16 protein-coding genes are annotated in these 21,425 nt (G+C 64.3%); 7 read left to right on the forward strand and 9 right to left on the reverse strand.

Annotated features, from left to right (window positions below; genetic code table 11):
• Positions 1-2 precede the first annotated feature (2 nt).
• On the forward strand, positions 3-992 hold the full coding sequence (locus WBP07_RS29940) for an alpha/beta hydrolase (RefSeq protein ID WP_395396873.1): 990 nt from the start codon (positions 3-5) through the stop codon (positions 990-992).
• A 110-nt stretch (positions 993-1,102) separates the two neighbouring features.
• Here WBP07_RS29940 and WBP07_RS29945 read toward each other — a convergent pair whose 3' ends face one another.
• On the reverse strand, positions 1,103-1,780 hold the full coding sequence (locus WBP07_RS29945) for a DUF6250 domain-containing protein (RefSeq protein ID WP_395396874.1): 678 nt from the start codon (positions 1,778-1,780) through the stop codon (positions 1,103-1,105).
• Complete coding sequence (locus WBP07_RS29950; RefSeq protein WP_395396875.1) at positions 1,777-4,581, reverse strand: Tat pathway signal sequence domain protein; 2,805 nt, start codon at positions 4,579-4,581, stop codon at positions 1,777-1,779. Before WBP07_RS29950 ends, WBP07_RS29945 begins: the two co-directional genes overlap by 4 nt.
• 192 nt (positions 4,582-4,773) lie before the next feature.
• On the opposite strand from WBP07_RS29950, the gene WBP07_RS29955 reads away from it, so the two are divergent.
• A complete protein-coding gene (locus WBP07_RS29955) occupies positions 4,774-5,970 on the forward strand; it encodes a CynX/NimT family MFS transporter (RefSeq protein WP_395396876.1) in 1,197 nt (398 codons plus the stop codon).
• Between the two features lie 195 nt (positions 5,971-6,165).
• Here the strand turns inward: WBP07_RS29955 and WBP07_RS29960 are convergent, their stop codons facing one another.
• Positions 6,166-8,082 carry a rhamnogalacturonan lyase gene (locus WBP07_RS29960; RefSeq protein WP_395396877.1) on the reverse strand — a complete coding sequence of 639 codons (1,917 nt, stop codon included), beginning with the start codon at positions 8,080-8,082 and terminating at the stop codon, positions 6,166-6,168.
• 263 nt (positions 8,083-8,345) lie between these two features.
• On the opposite strand from WBP07_RS29960, the gene WBP07_RS29965 reads away from it, so the two are divergent.
• Positions 8,346-11,417 (forward strand): TonB-dependent receptor, encoded by a 3,072-nt coding sequence (locus WBP07_RS29965; protein WP_395396878.1) that lies wholly within the window; start codon positions 8,346-8,348, stop codon positions 11,415-11,417.
• 359 nt (positions 11,418-11,776) lie between these two features.
• On the opposite strand, the gene WBP07_RS29970 is transcribed toward WBP07_RS29965, so the two are convergent.
• The 3 genes from WBP07_RS29970 to WBP07_RS29980 all read right to left on the reverse strand — a co-directional run bounded on the left by WBP07_RS29970 (position 11,777) and on the right by WBP07_RS29980 (position 15,813).
• Positions 11,777-12,757: a glycoside hydrolase family 43 protein gene (locus WBP07_RS29970; RefSeq protein WP_395396879.1), complete on the reverse strand. Its 981-nt coding sequence runs from the start codon at positions 12,755-12,757 to the stop codon at positions 11,777-11,779.
• Positions 12,754-13,746 (reverse strand): family 43 glycosylhydrolase, encoded by a 993-nt coding sequence (locus tag WBP07_RS29975; protein ID WP_395396880.1) that lies wholly within the window; start codon positions 13,744-13,746, stop codon positions 12,754-12,756. The genes WBP07_RS29970 and WBP07_RS29975 overlap by 4 nt, the downstream gene beginning before the upstream one ends.
• An 831-nt stretch (positions 13,747-14,577) precedes the next feature.
• Complete coding sequence (locus WBP07_RS29980; protein WP_395396881.1) at positions 14,578-15,813, reverse strand: MucR family transcriptional regulator; 1,236 nt, start codon at positions 15,811-15,813, stop codon at positions 14,578-14,580.
• Between the two features lie 257 nt (positions 15,814-16,070).
• On the opposite strand from WBP07_RS29980, the gene WBP07_RS29985 reads away from it, so the two are divergent.
• Positions 16,071-16,454 (forward strand): group III truncated hemoglobin, encoded by a 384-nt coding sequence (locus tag WBP07_RS29985; RefSeq protein WP_395396882.1) that lies wholly within the window; start codon positions 16,071-16,073, stop codon positions 16,452-16,454.
• Between the two features lie 40 nt (positions 16,455-16,494).
• Here WBP07_RS29985 and WBP07_RS29990 read toward each other — a convergent pair whose 3' ends face one another.
• Positions 16,495-17,376, reverse strand: a complete 882-nt coding sequence (locus tag WBP07_RS29990) for a 3'-5' exonuclease (protein ID WP_395396883.1) — start codon at positions 17,374-17,376, stop codon at positions 16,495-16,497.
• A 122-nt stretch (positions 17,377-17,498) separates the two neighbouring features.
• Between WBP07_RS29990 and WBP07_RS29995 the strand changes: the two genes are divergently transcribed.
• The 3 genes from WBP07_RS29995 to WBP07_RS30005 all read left to right on the forward strand — a co-directional run bounded on the left by WBP07_RS29995 (position 17,499) and on the right by WBP07_RS30005 (position 19,618).
• A complete protein-coding gene (locus WBP07_RS29995) occupies positions 17,499-18,356 on the forward strand; it encodes an oxygenase MpaB family protein (RefSeq protein WP_395396884.1) in 858 nt (285 codons plus the stop codon).
• A gap of 609 nt (positions 18,357-18,965) precedes the next feature.
• The gene (locus WBP07_RS30000) at positions 18,966-19,370 is read left to right on the forward strand and encodes a hypothetical protein (protein WP_395396885.1); all 405 of its coding nucleotides are present in this window, start codon (positions 18,966-18,968) and stop codon (positions 19,368-19,370) included.
• Positions 19,367-19,618, forward strand: a complete 252-nt coding sequence (locus WBP07_RS30005) for a hypothetical protein (RefSeq protein WP_395396886.1) — start codon at positions 19,367-19,369, stop codon at positions 19,616-19,618. Before WBP07_RS30000 ends, WBP07_RS30005 begins: the two co-directional genes overlap by 4 nt.
• Positions 19,619-19,847: 229 nt before the next feature.
• Here WBP07_RS30005 and WBP07_RS30010 read toward each other — a convergent pair whose 3' ends face one another.
• Both WBP07_RS30010 and WBP07_RS30015 read right to left on the reverse strand, forming a co-directional pair.
• Complete coding sequence (locus WBP07_RS30010; RefSeq protein WP_395396887.1) at positions 19,848-20,843, reverse strand: FecR family protein; 996 nt, start codon at positions 20,841-20,843, stop codon at positions 19,848-19,850.
• Positions 20,836-21,363: an RNA polymerase sigma factor gene (locus WBP07_RS30015; RefSeq protein ID WP_395396888.1), complete on the reverse strand. Its 528-nt coding sequence runs from the start codon at positions 21,361-21,363 to the stop codon at positions 20,836-20,838. Before WBP07_RS30015 ends, WBP07_RS30010 begins: the two co-directional genes overlap by 8 nt.
• Positions 21,364-21,425 lie beyond the last annotated feature (62 nt).

The raw sequence follows: 21,425 nt of genomic DNA on the forward strand, positions 1-21,425 counted from the left end.
ATATGTCGAGTGATCGCCGCCAATTCCTGGGTTCGCTGAGCGCCCTGGCCGCGGTGCCTTTGCTGTCCGGTCGCGCTTTGGCGCAGGGTGGAGAGAGTGGGGCGTTCGAGCGCTTTCCGATCTGGCCCGGAACGCCGCCGGGGTTGCCGACGCAGGGCGTGAAGGAAGAGCGCGTGCTGCGTTCCAACAAGAACAACCCTGACGATTTTGCCTGGCCGCATGTGGCAACTCCGATGCTGACGGTCTGCCCGGCCGCCAAGCCTACCGGCGCGGCGGTGCTGATGTTCCCCGGCGGCGGCTATGCGCGGGTGGCCATGGGCACCAAGCCGTCGGCAATCTCGCGCTGGTTCGCCGGCCAGGGAGTGACGGCGTTCGAACTGCTCTACCGCCTTCCGCATGACGGCTGGATCGGCGGCCCGGACACGCCTCTGCAGGACGCCCAGCGCGCGTTGCGTGTGATCCGTGCCAATGCCGCGAAGTGGAGCATCGATCCCGCCAGCATTGCGACCATCGGGTTTTCGGCGGGGGGCCACTTGTGCGGCAGCATCGCCACGCGGTTTGCAGCGAAGGTCTACGATCCAGTCGACGCGATCGACGCACAGGACGCGCGACCTATGGTGGCAGGAATGTTCTTCCCAGTGGTCAGCATGGTGCCGCCGCTCGCCCACGCCCAGTCGCGCAGCGAACTGCTGGGGGCGAACCCGAGCGAGGAACTGTCACGGCGCTACTCGGTGAATCTCGACGTTCCCGCAACCACGCCGCCGATCCTGCTCGGCCATGCGGCGGATGATACGGTGGTCGATTGCGGCAACAGCATTGCGATGTTCGAAGGCTGCCGGGCGGCGAAAATTCCCAGCGAGCTCTACGTGATCGAGAAAGGCGGCCACGGCGCCCCGCTGTTCGAACCGGATGGGCGCGCGGGGCTGTGGCTCACCCGCTTCGCACGGTTTGCCGCGCGGCATGGGCTGCGGATTCCGTCCGACGGAGCGTGACCGGCCAAACCTCTGCCCATGCCACTCCGTCGTCCCCGCGCAGGCCCGCCTGCGCGGCGTGACGAGGGGGTAAGGAGATAGTGAGGTTGGGAAGAGCCATTTGCGGCCCCTCAGTGGCCAGTCCCAAGCGGCACGATCCGGAAATTGCGTATGCGCAGATGGCTCTTGGTCGTGCGCAGGGCGAACCAGCCTCGGGCGTAGGGAGTGGCATCGTTCATTGTGAAGAGCCGCTTGCCGTCATAGTCCACGGTGATCCGCCCGCCCTCGGCCGCAACGCGCACGGCAGTCCAGCGGTTGGCCACCAGCAAAGCGGCTGGATCGGACCGATCGTGCTCGGGCAACAGCGGGCGGTTGCCTGGCTCCCCCACATAACGGCGCATTCGGGTGGTGGTGTTGCGGTTGCCGCCGATCCCCACATAGTAGGTCTTCAACGTATCGTACCGTCCGAACGCGCCGCTGCGCGGATTGGAAAGAGGCGATCCGTCGGGCGCGGCGGGGTCAGTGGCCATCCAGAAGGCGTTGACGTCGCTCACCGCGTCGTTCGGCCCGCCTGCGGAAACGGCCATGACCTCGTACTCGATGGCGACCGGGCCGGTCAGTTCGCCGGTCCACCAGACCGAAATGCCTTTCGGCGCGTCGATGTCCATCACGCCGTCCTGCACCGTGACGCGTGAGCGGGCCTCCGCCTCGATCCGCCAATGCGAGAGGCCGTGGCGGAAGTCGTCCGTCGGCGGGTTCGCCGCCGCCGGCAGCAGCAAAAGTAGCAAGGCGGCGGCGAGACGCTTCATTCCAGCACGTCCCCGATCAGCGTCAGGTTCACGGTGGCGGCAATGCCCCACTGCGCGGCGTCGTTGGTGGAGACTTCGGCGATCTCGTCCACTGGCTTGAGCACGGCGGCGCCTGTCACCTTGTGCGCGCCGCGCGTCTGGTCACGGCCTTCCCGGTCGCCCGCGCCGAAGAATTCACCCCAGGCACGCTTGATGAGGTCCGGCTTGCGCAATTGCACCCCGGCATAGGCGGTGTAGCGGGAATGGGCCTGAGTCAGCGCGCGGCCCTTACCCGATGCGCCGGTGCGGGCGCGGAATTCGGCCTCCGGCGCGTTGTAGAGTTCGCAGTAGTCCAGCCAGACCTTGCGGAAAGCCGGTTCGTCGATCAGTTCGAGCAGTTCGGCAGTGATCTCGAACACGCCGAACACGCCGTTGAGGTGGCTCATGTTCACTTCGTCGCCCGGCCCCATGAAGCGCCCGGTGGCCAGATCGAAAGCCGCGCCGCCTGCCAGCCAGCCCTTGGGCAAGGCGGCAATGGAGCGCATTCCCGCGACGATGCGGTCGCGCCAGCGGATGTCGCGCGTACGCTCCCACTCGGTCAGCCAGGCGCCCAGCAGCGATCCCCAGACGGTGCCGAACTGCATGAAGATCTGGCCATCGGGCAGCGGCTGGTCGGCTACGACCGCGCCGGTGCCGGCGGGCGGCTTGCTGGCGTCCGCACGGTGCATGACCTTGCGGCCGATATCGACCGTCTTCAGTGCATGGTCGCTGTCTACCAGCGCGTGCATCAGGTCTCCGCAGCGCTCGTCGGTGGTGAGGTAGTAGTAGAAGCGGCGATAGGCGGCGTTGGAGATGCGCGGCTGCTTCGAACTGTCCGCCCAGTGCTGCACGCCGTGGCGAGTGCCGAGACCCTTGAACCGGCCGGAGTGATAGACATCGACCTCGCCGGTATGCCGCGTCATCGCCTCGGCCAGGCGGAACACGTCGGCGCGGCCGCTGCGCAGGAAGCCGTACCAGAGCCACATGTCGGTGGAGAGTTCGCTGTTGTCCCACGCGAACCCCCCAATGTCGTAGCGCCAGACGTGCCGGTCGTTGTCATAGCTGTGCATGACATCGCCGTAGTTCCAGAACCCGTACCAGCGGCGCTGATCGACCTGCCCGACGTAGAAATCGAGTTCCTGCTTCGCGCGCGCCTCGATCTTGCCGCGCAGCGGACCGCCTGAGGCGATCGGGCTCCACGGCCCGAACAATCCAGCCGAATGAACGCGGGCAACATTGGCGACCATGCGCGGCGGCGTGGCCAGCCCCGCGCCCATCGCGGCCAGTCGCTCGCGCGGGGGCGTGGCGGGCAGGGCCCAGATGCGGAATTCAGTGGTGCGCGCGATCCCGGAAGCATCGCCCCAGCCGGGCTCGTAGTCTTCGTAAGTCACGTCGAGGCCCAGATTCTGCGCCTCGAAACTCTCCATGCCCATGACGTCGTGATAGAAGCGCAGGTCCATCGCCGGGGCATCGGGGGCGTGATACCAGACCGTGAAGCGCGCGGTGTCGCTGGCGGCGTCGGCAACGTCGAGGCCGACCGGGCAGCGCTGCCAGAAGTCGTGCATGCCGAAGGCGACGCCGCCCGAAGGTCCACCGATATAGCCCAGACCCGGCGCGCGGCCTGCGGTATCGACGTCGATCCAGCCGAAGCCCGGCTTGGTGCGCTTGACGATCGAAAAACCGTCGGAATTGGGCTGGCGCAGGCGGAAGTCGCCCCAGGCGGGGATGTAGTCCAGATTCTGGCGCACGGCCGCGGCCATCTGATCGAGCGGCGGCGTCGCCGTACCCGCTACTTGCGCATCTCGGAAAGCCTTGCCGGGATCGCGGCGCAAGCCGGTCAGCGGGCGTACGGCCTCACCCCAGAGGCCCCCATTCCCATTGGCGTTCTCGCCCGCGAAGCGCACGTGGCGGTCGTGCAGTTTGTCGCGCATCGGCACCGCGCCTTCGAGGCCGAGGCCGCGAATGAAGCGCTTGGCCGGATCGCCGTCGAAGATCATCGAGTGGACCAGCCGCACACTGTCCGATCCGGCGTGGAAGTAGAGGCGGATGGAGAAGGGCATCCAGTCGCTCCCTCCTCTGTCCCCACTGCCGCGATGGCGGCCGTCGAGCTTGATGACGGCGCGGATCGGGCCGCTCTGTTCGACGCTGGCGCTTTCGATCGTGCCGGTCCAGCGAGCGAGATTTGGGCTGCCGTCCTCGTCATCGGCCCGGTCCTGTGCGCTGGCAAGGAGGCGCACCGATTGCAGCACTTCGGCATTGCCGACGCGCGCGGAGCGGATCAGCGCCTCGCCCGAGCGTCCGACGGTCCAGACCGTCTGGCCCACGGTGACAGTGATGGCATCGCCCGCCTCGCGGACGGAGAGGGTCTGCGCGGGGCTGGCGCTGCCGGGAACGACGCGCAAGCCGCCGGCGCGGGCGCCATTTGCCACGGTGGCGTGGCCGGTCCACTTGATCGAACCGTCGGGCCACCATGCCATCGGCCATGTCTGCACCGCTTCGCGCACTCCGCCGGCACTTTCGAGTACGTAGCCGCGCTTGTCGTACCGGGTGCCACGCGGCCAGGGTTGGCCCCAGGACTGGCCTTCATGGGCGGAGGGAGCGCCGCCGTCGAGCCAGACCACGTCGTCAGCCGATGCGATGCCGGAGCCGAGCGGTTCCCTTGCGGCGATTGGCGACGCCGCCGCATCCGCGCGTCCGGCCGTCAAAGCCATGGAACCGGCAACGGCGGATGTGGCCAGACTTTGGGCCAACATCTCGCGGCGGCTCCAGACCAGCTTGCTCATGCTCTCTCCCTTCCCGATCGGGTATCTTATGTGGGATGGTATTTCATCATGTGGGTTTAACCGTCAACTAGTCCGACAAGAAAAAGTGTGTCACAGCTTTGCGACAAGAGACGGCTTTCAAGGATTGCCAACCGGGACGCGCGCCGCCATTCCCCCCCGATGCCTCTTTCGCAAATTCAGGAGCCGGCGCCTGTGGCGGCCAGGCGCGGATTGGCCGCCTGGTTTCCCCTTTTCGCCTTGATCGTTCTGGGCTGCAACTTGCGCAGTCCGTTGACGGCGATCCAGCCGGTGCTCCCTGAAATCCGCGCCAGTCTCGGGCTTGGAAATGTGGGAGCAGGGCTGCTGACAAGCATTCCGGTGCTGTGCTTCGGCTTGCTGCCACCGCTGATATCGCCATGGATCGCCCGGATGGGCATAGATCGGACGATCCGCCTGGTACTCATCGGCGTGGCCCTGGCTACGGTGACCCGGCCCTATGCCGGTGCGGTCGGCATGTTCGCGGGCACGCTGGCGATCGGCGTCTGCATCGCGATGGGCAATATCGTTTCGCTGATGCTGATCGCGCGCGATTTCCGGCGCAATGTGAATGGCGTGACGGGGCTGTATACCGTTTCGCTCAATCTGGGCGCTATGCTGACTTTGGGCTTCACCGCGCCGATCGCGGCCTGGGGCGGCTGGCAGATGGCGCTTGCCGGATGGGTCTGGCTGACAGTGCTGGCACTGGCGTCGCGGTGGCTGATCGCGCGGCGCGGGCTGACGGCGGAGGACAGTGCATCGGCCACGTCTAGATCCGAGACCGAACCGGCGAGTGCGATGCCGGCGAGGGTGGTCTGGCTGATGACAGCGGCTTTCGCGATCCATATCTTCGCCTACTATGGCCTTACGGCCTGGTTGCCGACATTCCTGACTAAAGCGGGTGGGATGACCAGCACGCAGGCGGGCATCGTGGCGTCCTCGTTCCAGATACTGTCGCTTACCGGTTCACTGGGGATTCCGGTGCTGGCACGGCGCATTTCGCTGGGCCGGCTGCTGGTCCTGATGGGCATTGTCTGGACGGTTACGCCATTGTGGATCGTGGCGGCGCCGGGGCAGTGGATGCTGTGGTCTCCCATCGGCAGCATCGCGCATGGCGGCACTTTCGTGCTGATTTTCATGATGATCATGAAATTCGCCCGCACGGTGGATGAGAACCGGCGGATTTCGACGAAAGTGCAGAGCGCGGGCTATTGCTTTGCCGCTCTGGGGCCGGTGCTGATCGGATGGTTGCAGGGCCGGGCGGAGGGCTGGTGGTTGGCCTTTGGCCTGCTAGCGGCGCTGACATTGGTGCTGATTCCGATTGGGCTTGCGATCAGCGGCTACGAGCGGCGTGGGGCAGGAACCGGCGGTTAAGGCTGGTTCCCTCGCAACAGAACTTGACGTCATCCCCGAAAGGCGGGGATCCCGCTTGCTCGTCTGCATTCGCGCCTTCACGTGAGCGTAAAGAAAAAGCGGGGCCCCCGCCTTCGCGGGGGCGACGAGGTTTTTATTGGGAGGTTGCGAGTAGGTGCTTGAAGCGCCAGGCACCTGGCGCTTCAAGCACTCGCCTTACTGGCCCTTCGGTCGCGGCGCGCCGAGGTAGAATCCGGTATGCGGCGGCTGGTTGTAGGCGGTGTTTTGCCACGCTACTCCAGCGCGATAGACCGGGTCCTGCATCAGCGTGACGAAGCGGTGCGTGGTCGAATACGGCGTGGTGTAGATGCGCATTTCGCGGTTGTCGGCGCTGCGCCAGATAACTTCCTCGCGCCAGTCGCCGATCAGGTCCGCCTGGAGCGCGGGTGTCGCCTTGGTGCCGTTGTTCGAGGCGAGGCCCTCCGGCGGCGCCAGCAGCGGTGTGGCGACGCCGCGCTGCCAATCCCATTTCGAAATCGTGGTGCCATCCAACAGCTCGCGCAGCAGGTCTCCGTCCCACCAGATCGCGAAGTTCGTTTGCCGCGGACGCGGGCCGATGGGCTGGCCCTTGGTATCGAACAGACGGTCGGAATTGACCGCCCAGAACTCCTCGCCATAGTGACGCGGGTCGATATCGGCGGACAGGCCGCGCCCGGTGTCCTCCTCGGCGGGTTTCGACCACAGGACTTCGCCAGTGCGCGCATCGAGCAGGGCTGAGCCCAGGCCGCCGTTCTGGCGAATATCCTCGAACACGCCGAATTTTTCGAGGCCGGGCCGCGCTGGGTCCAGGTCGCCTACATGCATGGTGTCGCCGTGGAACAGCGGCCGGGTCCAAAGCCCCTTGCCGTTGTCGTCCACCGCCATCGATCCGTAGATAACCTCGTCCCGACCGTCTCCATCGACATCGGCAATGGAAAGCTGGTGGTTGCCGCGCCCGGCATAGTCGCCATTGTTGGCGGGCGACGTGTCGAACAGCCAGCGTTCGGTCAGTTTACCGTCGCGCCAGTCCCAAGCGGCAATCGCGGTGCGGGCATAATAGCCGCGTCCGAACACCATGCTGGGCAAATGCCCGTCGAGATAGGCAACACCGGCCAGGAAGCGGTCGGATCGGTTCGCGTAGCCATCGCCCCAGGCGGCGGCGAGTTGTTCCGGCGTCGGGTTTCCGCCGGGATAGCGCGGCGGATCGTAAGGCGCGGTGGCGAGCGCCCGGCCGGTCGCGCCTTCGAAAACGGTAACGTATTCGGGCCCTTTGACGATGCGTCCCTGCATCGGCGCCACTTTGGTTCCGTTGGGCAAGACCTTGGCGCCCGTGCGGTCCTTCTGCGGCACTTCGCCGCCGGTGCTGCGCCAGTCGGCTTTGTCGTCGCCGAGAACCTTGCCAGTGCCGTCGACGGTACCGTCGCCGGTCTTCATCGCCACTTCGGCGCGGCCGTCCCCGTCGAAATCGAAGACCAGGAATTGCGTGTAGTGCGCTCCGGCGCGGATGTTGCCGCCCAGATCGATGCGCCAGAGGCGCGTGCCGTCCAGTCGATAGGCGTCGAGGAAGACGTTGCCGGTATAGCCGGTGTGGGCATTGTCGTGGCTGTTGGTGGGATCCCACTTGAGCACGATCTCGAACTGCCCGTCGCCGTCGAGATCGCCCGCACTGGCGTCGTTGGCGGTGTAGGAATAGGCGTCTCCGGCGGGAGTCACGGCATCCGCAGGTGGGGTCAGCGGGATCGAGAGATAGCCCTTGTCCCACATCATGGCACGTTGCGGGCCGGCGCGATCGCCGATGCGTTCCACCGTGTAAGCGCTGGACGGCGTGCCTCGTGCGTCCACGAAAGTGGTGGCTTCGCCCGCTTTGGTAACGTGGACTTGCCGGCCGTCACGCAGCACACGGAAGCGCGCATTCGCCGGATCGCTAGCTAAAAGCCGCCAATTCACCAGGATTCCACCCTCCTTGGCGGGCACGACGACGGCCCCGCGGTCCAGCCGTTCGGGAGCGCTGCGCACGGGCGCGGCGGCTGCCAGCAATGGATTGGTGGAAAGCAGGCCCAGCATCACGGCCAGAGCGCGGAATTGTGCCGCCATTTGGAACATCCTCCTGATTTTGAACCATGTTGGTCCAAATTATAGCATTGCATCCCACATATCGGTTCAATAAGTGTCCGTCTAGAAACTGATTCGATCCGTCACCGGAAAACCGGAAATGCGAGGTCGTCAGGGGAATGAGGGGAAAGGCTATGCAGGCCCATAACGCTGAAGTTGCGTCAGATTTTCACACAAACCGCTGCGAATCGCGTATGCTTCGCAGTGCGTCGATACTGGCATTTGCCGCCGCTTTGACGGTTTCCATGCCCGCTATTGCTCAGACAAATTCGAGTGATAATGCGGCCGATCCCCAGCCTTCCGCTTCCGCCGCCGATCAGGCGCCCGACCAGAAGACCGTCGAACGGGCGATCGCCACCGCCAATGACATCGTCGTCGTCGGCACCCGCGCCTCGCTGCAATCCGCGATCAGCCGCAAGCGCGATGCCAAGACGGTGGTCGATTCCATCGTCGCGGACGACATTGCCAGCTTTCCCGACAAGAACATCGGCGATTCCCTTGCCCGCATCACCGGCGTCCAGCTCAGCCGCGACTTTGGCGAGGGCGTGAAGGTCTCGATCCGCGGCGTCGAGCCGGACCTCAACCGCGTGGAGATCAACGGCGTCAGCCAGGTCAGCGCGCTGGGTGACCGCTCGGGCGATTTCCGCGAATTGGCAACCGAACTCGTCAAGTCGATCGACGTCTACAAGGGTTATGCGGTCGACCTGACCGAAGGCGGGATCGGCGGTACCGTGCGCGTGGAAACGCGCAAGCCGCTGGACCTTCTGAAGCCGATCCTGTCCGCCACCGTTTCGGGCCAGCACCTGGATACCACCGAAACCTGGCGGCCGCGCGTGTCGTTCTTCGCCGGCACGCCGCACTTTCTGATCGACGGGCTGGGCGTGCTCTTTAACGGCACCTACAGTGACGTGAACACGCGGCAGGACTATGTCAGCAACACCAATTGGGCCCGTCTGGCGGACTTCGATCATTCGACCGAGAAGACCGTTGCCGATCCGCTCTATGCCGATTACGACACCTATGAAAGCTGCGCCGGCGTAGGCGGTGCGACCACCGCGAAGGCGACTGCCAATCGGCTGGCCTGCGAAACCCAGTTCTTCGACTGGGCGCCTAAGGCGCCGCGCTATCGCAACCTTGTGCGTAACGACAAGCGCATCTCCGGCGACCTTACCTTGCAATATCAGGTTGCGCCGAATTTCCGCGCCTATGCCAACGTGCAGATCAACAAGCGCAACCAGACGCTGCAGGACATCAACTACTCGGTCGACCTCGGCACGATCCAGCGCTTCAATCTTGACCCGCAGCTTGCTGCCGGCGCGGGCGGCGGCACGTCGCGTCCGCAAGTGGCGCTGGGCACCTCGACGGTGAACGCGAACCACGTCGTCACCAGCCTGACCACCGCGCTCAATGCCGTGAACCTGGGCACGGCGGCCGTTCCCAACTGGGGCGGCGCTGCCAACATAATCGGCGTGCAGCGGCGCGACTTCAGCTACGATCAGGATTCCAAATATTTCTCCGGCGGATTCCGCTGGGATCTCAATCGCCTGCATATCGACGTCATGGGATCGCACGCCAAGGCGCACACCGATTCCCAGACCAACCTGATCTCGCTGGGCACCAGCGTTGCCGGCATCACCATCGACCGCAACAATGCGCAGGGCGTTCCGGTTTTCCAGTTCCCGTCGGACTTCGACCCCGCCGATCCCAACGTCTATGCCGATGCCACGCGCACCGGCGCCAATGGGCAGGTTCTGCCGATCTACGGCCCGTCCATCCAGTATCGCCCGGCCGAATACAACAATACCGAAGACCAGCTGAAGTTCGATGCGGATTGGGAGATCGACCACCCGATCGTCCGCAAGATCGAGTTCGGCGCGCAGGCGCGCAAGCAGAAGTTCCTGAACTATCTGGGCGGCGGTTCGATGCTGATCGATCCGGCGACGCTGACCTACCAGTCCAGCGCCAACGTGTCCTACACCACGCAGATCCAGAACAATCCGGCGGTCGCCCGGAACGGCAACACCTATTACATCACGCCCGCGCAATATGCCTCGCTGATCTCGTCACTGGGCGGGGTGACGGGCGGCGCGCCGCTCTATTCCGGGTTGAAGAACGCGCCTTCCGGCATCCCGAGCCGACTGGCCTATCCCAACTTCAATTCCGAAATCCTGTCGCAGATCTACGACCTGTCCGGCTTCGACCACGACCTCGTCCGCTTTGCCGATGGCTATCCGCAGATTCCCAGCGCAAAGATCGACGAGACCGTGCTGGCCGGCTACGCGATGCTGGACATCGACACCCAGATCTTCGGCATGAACCTGACCGGTAACGCCGGCCTTCGCTGGACGCATACCAAGGATACCGGCCTCGGCACCAATACCAGCCGGGTCACCCGCTTCAATTCCACGGGCGGCACCGAAACGGTGGTGCTGGCGGCACAGCAAGCACAGATTTCCAACAGCTACACAGACTTCCTGCCGGCCTTCAACGCCAACCTGGAATTGCAGCGCAATCTCTATCTGCGCGCGAACTATGCCAAGAACCTGGCCCGTCCGAAGCCGACCGACCTGGTGCCGAACATCAACTGCGTGGACGATCAGACGATCTCCAGCGCCGATGATGTCTGCACCGCCGGTAATCCGGACCTGAAGCCCTATCGCGCGGACCAGTGGGAAGTGAACCTGGCCTGGTATCCCAATCCGGACACGATGCTGAGCCTGGGCTACTATAAGAAGTACGAATCCAGCTTCGTCATCGGCAACGTGGTGCGCAGCGGCGTGGACCTGTTCCACGACGGCATCACCTACACCGTCCGCCAGCCAGTGAACGGTCAGGGCGCATTGCTGGACGGCGTGGAAGCCAGCGCCCAGACCGCCTTCACGTTCCTGCCCAAGCCGCTGGACGGCTTCGGTGCCTCGGCCAACTTCACCTACGCCCGCGCTATCCGCACTAACCTGACCAATGGTGCGACGAACCAGGAGTTGAAGGAATATCCCGGTCTTTCAAGCTACACCTACAACGCCAGCGTCTTCTACGACAAAGGCTTCCTGAACGCGCGCCTCAGCTACAACTATCGGTCGAAGTGGCTGGACGTCGTCAGCGATGCCGCCAACGGCAACAACCCGATCTATCGCAAGGGTGAAGGCTACCTCGACGGCAAGATCACCCTGCGTTTCCCGCAGTATCACTTCGACGTCTTCTTCGAGATGCTGAACATCAACAAGGAATATTCGAAGACCTACATCAACAAGGACATGCCGCTGGAGCTGTACTACCCCGGCCAGCGCATCTTCGTGGGCATTCAGGCGAAGCTTTGAGCCAATGAAAAGGGCGCTCGCAGGTATCTGCGAGCGCCCTTTTCGTGCTTGTCGGGGGGATGGATCGAAAGCTCTATGCTTTCACGCCCGCGCTGTCTGGTACCGTCCACGGACGAACACTTTCCCAATATCAAATATTTTTGACCATCCTGACAGGGCGTTGTGTGTCCTGCTGTGTTCCGCCGCATGGACCAGAACCATTTGGGGGGATGACCACCCGAAGGTCTTCGTGATGGTCCGCCGCCCAGCAGCGCGATCTCGGCAGGTGTGAAGGTGAAGTTCTGATTTTGCAGTTTCCGGCAGGGCCCTCCCGCGCCGGCACTGACGGCGCCCGGCTCCTCCAGCCGGGAGCCGTCTTTTCATATTTCGCCATCCCCGTTTTCGAGGGCGGCCAGCAGCTTGCGGTCGATCCGCACCAGCGAACCGTGGCGCGCACCCTGCGGTATCGAGAGGCGGTCGCTGGCATCCTGCCAGGTCACCATGTCGCGGGTCGATTTCGCGCCCCAGCGCCCGTCGCGATAGACGTCGTAATAGCAGATCAGTTCCTGGCCGATCCGTGCGGTCATCGGACCTTCCACCCACGAGGGCGTAAAGGGATCGCCCAGCGGCGCGAACGGCCCCAGCGGAGAGCCTGCGGAAGCCGCGCGCAGCCACTTGCGCGGCGGGTTGACGGTCTCGTCCTTCACCACCAGCCAGAGGCCTCCGCCGGGCGCATGGGCGAAGGTGCCGTCGATCACGCTGAAGCCGGGATCGTAAAGCACTTGCGGCGGCGTGAAGTTCTCGAAATCGGCGGTGGTCGTATACCAGAGGCGGTGATTGTAGCCGCTCTCGGAAGTGCCTGCCGTCTCGGGGAAGCGCCCCTCCACGGTGCTGGACCAGAAGATCATCGTGCGGCGCGTAGCGGGATCGAAGATCGCCTCCGGTGCCCAGCAGTTGCGGGTGTGGGGGACAGAGGCCATGACCGGGATCGCGCGCTGCGGCGTCCAGTTCACGAAGTCGTACGTGGTGGCGTGGCCGATGGTCACGCCTTCCCACGCCGTGGTCCAGACGCAGTGCCACGGCGCGTCCGGGCCGTCGCCGCGCCACAGGAAAGGATCGCGCAGCAGCTTCTTCTCGCCCACTTGAGGCACGAGGAAAGGCTTGCCGGCGCCCAGCGTGCGGAAGGTGAAACCATCCTCGCTGACGGCCAGTTTCAGCCCGTCGGCCTCGCCCTTGCCGGTGCTGAAGTAGGCGAACAGCAGCGGGCCTTCGGGTTCGGCGGTGCCGAAGCGCGCGGTCGCGCAGCTGGCCAGCGCCGTTGCGCCGAGGCAAAGCGAGCGTCGATCGAGAGTGAAGCTCACCGCCGGGTCTCCTTCGGCGGCAGCAATTGTACATGAGCGGCGCTGTCGCGGTCCACGGCGATCACGCCGTCCTTCTCTGTTAACTCCGCGATCTGGAGCACGCTGCGGCGGTTCCAGTCGGGGTTGGACTTTGCCTCGTCCTCGCCGCCCTGATGCACGAAATAGACGATATAGGCCCGTTTCCCGGAGACGATCACGTCGGGATGCTGCCCCTTGGCGCGGTCGGTCGGCGCCTGTCCGGGCGTGGCGAGGATGTGGCCGGGCTGGGTGGTCCAATGCTCTCCATCATCGGAGCGCATGACGAGCAGGCCCTTCCATGCGTCTGAAACCAGCCACCAGCGGCCTTTCCAGCGGAAGGCCTTGGGGCCCTCGCCGGGCGTGGTGGTCAGGCGGTCTTTGACGGTCCAATGGAGGAGATCGGTGCTGTCCGCCGTGCGGATCGCCTTGCCCATGCGCTCGTCGTTGAAGAACAGGCGGTAGCCACCCTTGGGCAGCGCGACGACGCTGGCGTCGATCACCCGGTCGGAGCCGAGATCGAGCCGTTCGCCGCAAGTCCATTGCTTCAGGTCGCGGCTGGTGAGGTGGACGATGAAACGCGGCGCATTCCAGTCGCGAAACACGCCGGGCACCACCGTCAGCCACATGTGCCACTCGCCATTGAAGCGCTCGATATCGGGCGCCCAGAGCGTCGCGCCGGTGCAGTTATCCGGGATCGTCGCGGTACCATCATAGCGCCAGTGTACGCCGTCCTTCGAACGCGCCGTGCCGATTGCGGTGCCGTGGACCCAGCGGACGTCCTTCTCGTCCTCCATCGGCAGGTCGGCCCGGCGGTTCGTATAGAACATCACCCATTCGCGCGCGGAGGGATCGTAGACCGTGCTGGGATCGGCGGCGCCGTCATGCACCGGGTCGCGGAACAGCGGCTTGGGTGCCACATCGCCTGCGGAAGCCGCGGCGGCGGCGAGCAGAAGCAGCGAGGCGGCAATCATGCCAAGCCCTCACGATGCGGCGAAGTGCGAATGATTTCCAACATGTGCCGATGCATGGAATGACCTTTTCGGAGAGGTTGATCTGGGGAGATCGTCGAAGATGCTGTGTTCGCGCGCTTGGCCGACGGCGCCACGGAACCTGCGCTGGCGGACGTGGCGAGGCCTTGGGCCAATATCTCGCCAGGGCTCCAGCCCGGCTTGCACATGCACACTCCCTTCCCGTTGGACCTATATCTTATGTGGGATGACATTTCATTATATGGATTTTCCCGTCAACCGGGAAGGTGAGAAAATTCGGTCCACTCAAGGCCGCGTGTCGCGGGCCGAGGCGAGACGATTGTTGCGATAAATTCCGGCGTCCATCGCCCGCATGCCGCGCCCGATCCATTTCACCCGCGTGACGTCGAGTTCGGGATGCGGAAGCCCTATGGTCAGAGCATTGGTTCAGGGAGGGAAGAGGTCGGACCACGTACCCTGCTGTCGGACGGGGCGTTGCTCGGGGGGCGGCGCGACAGCAAGTCCGTGAGGTCTTGCACTAAAGCGTGCGTATCGGCGCCGCCAGATCTTGGTCCGACCTGGGACTTGCAGTGGGGGTGCTTATGGGCATGGAATTGACGTGGGAAGTGTTCCGGCCCTCTTCGACCGGATCGGTGGTCATTTCCACAAAGCGTCGCTGAAGAGCGTCCTCACGGCCTAGCGGACCGGCGGCTTGAATAGGGAAGGAAGGTCCAATGCCATGAACGGGGCGGCGGGGCAGATGCGTGCCGGACCTGCCATCGGACCTGCCATGTGCTCGGGCCGCCACCTGTGGCGGCCCGAGCGCCGGTTTCATTACTTGGCGGGGGCGTCGACGGGCGGCGTGCCGGCGCTCTCGGGGGTGGGGTCTGCAGCCGGCGCGCCCTCGGGTGCGAAACGGAGCTTCAGCTTGCCCTTCGGCTTGGCACCATCGCTTTGCGGCTTCGATTTGCGCGGGGTCGCCGCGGCAGCCTTACCCGTGGAAGGTGCGCCGTCAGTCTTCGCCGGAGCTTTGACTGTCGTTGCGGTGGCGGCTTTATTGCCCGACGTAGTGGAACCGGCCTTCTTCTTCGGCGAAGGTGCAGCAGATGCAGCCTTTTTGGCTTCGGTGGAGCCAGCGGTCTTGGCGGCCGCGGCCTTCTTCGCGCCCGGCTTGGGGGCTGCCGTCACCTTTGCTTTGGCCGTCTCGGCAGCCGGCGTTGCGGCAGGCATGCGGGCCATCCGGCGGGCCGGGGCTTTCGCTGCCGTCTTGGTGGGAGCGGGAGTGGGGGCGGCTGGGGGTGCCAGGGGAGCTTCCTTCGCTACCGGCGCTTCGCCAGCGGACTTTGCGACAGGCGCGGCTGATGCCTTGCCTGCGGCCTTGCGAGCGGGCTTGCTCTTGGCTGCAGCGGCCTTGGCCGGCGTCTTCGCCTTTCCGGCGGCAGGCTTTGCAGCTGGCGTGCGCCCCGTTCGGCGGCTTGCGGGTTTTGCTGCAACGGCCTTGGCTGGTGCGGTGGCGGGCGTGCTCGACGCTTCACTCGTCACAGCCGGCTCGGTTACGGCCTTCGTCGCCGGCGCGGTGCTTGCCTTCTTGGCTGCAGGCTTGGCTTTGGCCGCAACCGGCTTTGCCGGCCGCGCTGCGGGCGCCGGGGCTGCAACGCTCGTCTCCGGCTTCGAGGCGCGGCTGCCGCCAAGGCCGGAAGCCTTGGCGAAGGCGCGGCGCTGCTCCGAATAGCCCGGGGAAACCATCGGATAGTCCGCCGGCAGATTGTAGCGGGCGCGATATTCCTCAGGCGTCAGTCCATTGTTCGCCAGATGCCGCTTGAGCGCGCGATAGGGCTTGCCGTCGATCAGGCTGACGATGTGGTCGTGCGACGCGAGGCTTTCCTCGACCGATACGGCGGGGGTGTACGTCGCCTCGGCGCTCTCCGCTTCGGCTTTGCCGGCGAGGGCGGAGCGGGTCGCTTCGATAAGACTGGGAAGCGCGTCACTGGGGACCGTGTTGTTTGCGACATAGGCGCTCAGCAGTTCGACGGTCAGGCGTGCCAACTCTGGCTGTTCGGCTTCGGACATGGCGTTCCCTCTTCTGGGTACTTCTGGAAAGCCCTATTTTCGAACCAGATGCCTCTCAAGTAAAGCCCAATATTCATCGTGGCTCTACGTGATGAATGCTTTTCCAATTTTTTGCTCTTCCGGGTGCCGCGCGATGCAGGCCGTGGCGCCAATTCCGGCGACGCCCTACCCCGGTGGTGGAGACCCGCCGAAGAGGTTGCACGGTCCTTGAAATGTCGCGGGGGAACGCCACTTCCCTCGGGCAAAAGGAGGTATGAATGGCAGTTAGTCGGGATGATCATCTTCCCACGGAAGCGGAATTGGCCCGCCTTGTGCCGGCTTTCTATGCGCGGGTGCGAAGCGATCCGATGCTTGCTCCGGTTTTCAACGCAGCGGTCGATGACTGGGATCAACACCTTGAGCGCCTTGTCAGTTTCTGGTCTTCGGTGCTTCTGTCCTCGGGAAAGTACAAGGGTAACCCGGTGGCGATCCATGGCGCGCTGGAACCGAAGATCACGCCGGAAATGTTCGATCGCTGGCTGGAACTGTGGGACGAGACGACGGACGCCTTGCTGCCCAGACTGCACGCATGCGCTCTGCAGCGGAAAGCCCGGTTGATTGCCGAGAGCCTGAAGCTCTCGCTCTATTTCCGACTTCCCTAAGGGTAATCCCGTAGGTTCCCGTCCGCTGCGGTGCGGGTTTTCACGATCTGCTGTACCGATCGCATGCGGAGACGGGAATGAATGCTGCCTCGCCTTGACCGGTGTAGACTTCCTTTTTCAACCAGTCGCGTTCCGTGTCGTGTTCCGCATTGGGGATTTCCTTGGACCAGAACCGGAGGTTCGAATCCCATCGATATCCCTTCGCCTTGAGCAGATTCTTGGCCGCGAAAGGGGCGTCGACCGCGTTGACGCGGTACGTCTGCTGGCCGGAAGCGGAGGCCAGCTTGGCCAGGACTGTCTCGCCGTCCGACAGGTCATGGGCGAGCAGGTAGATCAGCGCGAGGATGTCGTTTTCGGCACGGTGTCCCTCGTAGAACCAGCCGCACTGCGAGACGAGATGGGCAAGCGCCTTTCCGTCGAAACCCAATTCGAGCCAGTCGAGTTCGGCCATCGAACAGGCCCAGGGTTTGCCGGCGATCGCGGGCAGCCGCCTGTCGACAAATGGCCGATCGAAACGGGCATTGTGCGCAATGATGAGATCGGCGGAGGACAGGATTTCGGTGGCGAGAGCATCGTCTATCGCCTGATCGGCAAGGCCCTCGTCGGTATGGCCAGTGAGTTTCGTGATCCTGGGATCGAGCGGCATGCCCGGATCCTCACGCCATACCCTGGGCAGGCCGACCTGGACGATGCGGCCGGCGTCGTCGAACCGGAAGCGCTGGAGGGCGATTTCGATGATCTTGTCCGTCTCGTGGTCAAGCCCTGTCGTCTCGACATCGACGGCGACGCCGATCCGGCTGGAGCCATTCGGTTCCGGTGCATGAAATCGCGTTACCGGCTGGAGGCGGCGCAGGATCCGATAGTCGGGGCTTTGCCGTAGGAATTCGGCAGCGCGGTTCAGGTCGGCGGAGGAGGGGGGCATGGAAATGGCTTAGCCGCCGGGCCCGGGCCGGGAAAGGCAGGGAGAGACCTTATCGTCGGCGCAAGTGGGCGGGGGCGATCCAGCCGCTTTTATAGCTCGCCGATTTCATGCAGGATTGCCTCATGGCCACGATGAAGATTCCCGGCCCGGCTTCCGCGGTCCGCAGCCTCCTTGTCCGGCAGGTCCGGGGAGTGTTCAACGATCGCGAGAAGGGAGAGGCACCGGTCGTCCCCTCAGACCAGGCCCTTTTCGAAATCGACAGTCCCATCCGCATGGTTCATGCCGACGTCGTCGCTATGATGGTTGGCGGCATTCGGGCGCTGTTGTTGCAGATGCTCCATCCGGTGGCCTTGCAGGGTGTGCTCGATCATTCGGATTTCCGGGAGGACGTGCAGGGGCGTTTGCGCAGAACGGCGCGTTTCATCGCGCAGACGACCTACGGCCATCGGGACGAGGCGGCCAAAGCCATCGGGCATGTCAACGCCATCCACGCCCGGATCACCGGCACCATGCCGGATGGGCGACCCTATTCGGCAACCGAGCCTCGGGTGCTCGCCTGGGTGCATCTTGCCGAAGCGACGAGCTTTCTTGAGGCTTATCTCGCCTATGGCGATCCCGGCATGTCGCTCGCCGCGCAGGACCGCTATTTCGATCAGAGCGCGGTGGTGGCGGAGATGCTGGGAGCATCGCCTGTTCCGCGCAACCGCGCCGATGCCGCCGCGCTCATGACCGAAATGCGCGGAGAACTCGAAGGCGGCGCCGCCGCGCGCGAGGTCGCCTCGTTCCTGTTGAACGGGGAGGAGGAACACAGGCCCGGCGCGGTGGCCAGGACGCTTGCCCTTGCGGCAGTGGATCTCCTGCCTCCTTTCGCGCGGGTCGCGCTGGGGCTGAAGCGCCCGGGTGCCTCGGCATTGCCGGTCATGGTCGGAACGCGGGCCATGGCAGGTGCCGTGCGCTGGGCTTTCGCGGGAACGCGGTGAACCGGCCAAGGGTGTGACAGGAGAATGCGTCGGCGAACGATGTCCTTTCCTCGACAGCCGGGATCTCTGATGCAGCCGCCCGGACCGATCCGCCCGAATCACGGGTCGCGTTGCCATGGTCAACGCTGTGTCCGGGGCGCAATAAGCGCTGGGCGAGGCCGCTGGTCCTGTGAAGTGCGCGCGTGGCATTCCTCCATCGGCGCGAAATTGTTTTTGGAACCAGCGCCGTTCGGAAGCCTTGGGCCGGGGTTTGGGGGCGGTCCCCGTTACTTCGTTCAATCTGCAGACGCGATACCCGCCTGGCATTGCATTTCGTGCATGGGTCGCATTGAGGTAGCATTCTTGCTGCTACAGTGCTGTCGGAAGATGGAAAATTATCCAGACTCGAAAATGGCGGATTTAGCGCGAAATTCGGCGCGCACGGCCGGCTTCGTCGCCGGCTTGGCCGTCACGGTGAAAGCAACCTATTAGGTATGGATATCATACCTAAATAGTATGGCGCATGCTTCATTTTGTGATTTCATCAACAGTAATAACGCGATAGGGCGCGCGCCATCGACGCACGGACAGGCCGTGACTGTGTGTCACGGTAGCGGGGGCGTATCGGAAATGTCGTTTTCAGAAACCAAGTGTCCATGGGAAACTGCAGCGAATGATCTGCAGGAGTGTGTCACTCTGCTGGACTACATGGACAACTATGAAGTGCCGTTCGCCACGGCGAGCGAAGAGGCGCTTTTCCTGCGCACCTTGCAGCTTTCGGTGGAACTTCTGGAATCGGCACGTTCCGATCAATTGGCCGAGGCCGGCATCGATCTGTCGCGGATATGCTGCAAACAGTTCGCCGAGATATTGGAGGATTGGGATACGGAGCATACCGACACGGCGTCTTCCTTCGAACGCGGCGTCCGTCCTCTGCGCGCGCAGCGCAGGAACAGTGCTGAAGGTCGCCCGGCAAGGCTTTCAAGCGACATCCATGTAAGCTGTTCGCTAAGGTATGTTTTTTCCTATAGATGATGGGAAAAGAAGAGGACGAAACCCCTGTTCGCCGTGCCATCCGGCTTGCTGCGGGTTCTATGCACAATGTCTACTATCAAAAGGCGCGCGAGCTTGTCGCGAAGCATGGTGCTGGCGTGAATCAACTTCTTGAACAACGGTTTCAGGAAATCAAGGAGCGGCACGAGTACGACAAGGTGCAGGAGTGGTTCTTTATATGCAATTACGTGGGCATGGTCCTGCGCGATGGCAACGCGACCATTCAATAGCTACGCCAGCTCCGTCGTTTTCATTGAACGGATGGCACCGCTACGCAGTGGGTCGCTCGGCGGCATCATGTTGCGCGCCCCTGCCTGATACGATGCCCAGATCGCGGCCGTCCGATTTCTCCCCTCCTCGACCGATGGCAGATAGAGCCGCGGGCGCCAGACCGGTTGCCGATCCGATTGCATCGGACCAACTGGTCTGAGCATCTGGTTTAACCCGCTTTCAGAGTCATCAGGCGAGGTAGAGCGCGTCTTTGCGTTTCTCCAGTCTCAGGCCGAACAGCGCGCCGATCAGTTCGAGTGACTGGCGCGGATTGTCGAGCCGGAAGCGGCCGCTGAAAGTGAGGCTGGCGAGTTTGGGATCGGCGATCCGCACCGGCGCAGCGCTGTAGCGGGCGAGGCGCTGGACAGCAAAGCCCAGCGGCATGGCGTCAGCATCCAACCAGTCGCTCTGCCAGTCGGGATGAGTGGTAGGATCGAACGAGCCGGTCGAAACGGTGGCTCCATGCACCAGCGCCCAGCGGTCGGCCGGTACCACTCTGGTTTCTTGATCGGCTACGTCGAGGCGTACGCGGCCGGAGAAGACGCGAAGCTCGCTTGCTTCGGCCAGATGATCGACGCTGAAGCTCGTGCCAAGCGCGACCATGCCGGCATGCGGCGTGCGTACCTTGAAAGGCCGGGCGGGATCATGGCGAACGTCGAAGCGTGCCGCACCCTGTTCCAGCAGGACATGGCGGCGACCTTCCGAGAAATCGACCGCCACGCGCGATGCGGCGTCGAGCAACAGGCCGGACCCATCGGGAAGCGTGAACCGCCGCCGCTCGCCCACACGGCTGGCGAAGCGCAAAGGCGGGGGGGAACCGGCCGTCTGCCCGCCTGCAAGCCAATAACCGGCGAACGGCAGCGCGAGGGCACCGGCAAGCCCCGCCGCGATCGCCTGACGGCGCCCCAGCATCGGCTTGCGCCGATCCGCGCGCGCAGGCCGGCTGCTGCCCGCGCGGAGTTCCGGCAGCGGCGCAAGCGGCTGCACCGGCGCGTCACCCTTATCGAACGCATCGATCAGCGCGGTGTCGCTCATCAGTCGGCGCATGCGGGCGAAAGCCGCGGCATTCTCCGGCGATTCCTCAAGCCAAAGCGCCAGCTGGCGACGCTCGTCGGTGGTCAGTTCCGCGAAACGGTCAGCCCAGTCCGCGGCCAGTTCGAGAGTGGAGGTCAGCGTGTCATCCATTGTTTTCTTGTCCCTCTCCGGCCGTGCCCAGATCGCTCTCCAGCGCTTGCGCCAGGTCGGCCATGGCGCGCACGAGGTGCTTCTTCACGGCCTCCAGGCTCAGCCCGAGTTCGGAGGCGATTTCCTGCCGGGATTTTCCATCGACATGGCGCAGTCGGAAGACCGTGCGCCGCATTGGCGTCAGCCGCGCGAGCGCGGCTTCGAAGCGGGCGAAGCGCTCCCGATAGTCCAGTACTTCGTCCGCCAGCGGCATGTCGCAGACGAGTTCGAGCGGATCGAGTTCGCCGGCCAGGCGGCGCGCTTGCCCGCCCTTGCGCACATCGGCCAGTATCACCGAATCCGCCACGCGGAAGGCATAGGCCAGCGGATGCTCGATTGCCTGCCGCTGCTCCTGTTCCATCACTCGGGCGAGGGTTTCCTGCACTACGTCCTCCACACCGTCAGGATCGCGCATGCGCTTGCGCACATAGCTTTTCAGCCGGCCCATTCCGGCCAGCAGCGGGCTGGTGGCATTGCTCATGAACATGCGCGGCATCCCGATCGAACGAAGCGCAACCTAAGCAAGCTGGCGCGCCTGAACGG

This window comes from Novosphingobium oxfordense, assembly GCF_044029435.1.
Classification (GTDB): Bacteria; Pseudomonadota; Alphaproteobacteria; order Sphingomonadales; family Sphingomonadaceae; genus Novosphingobium.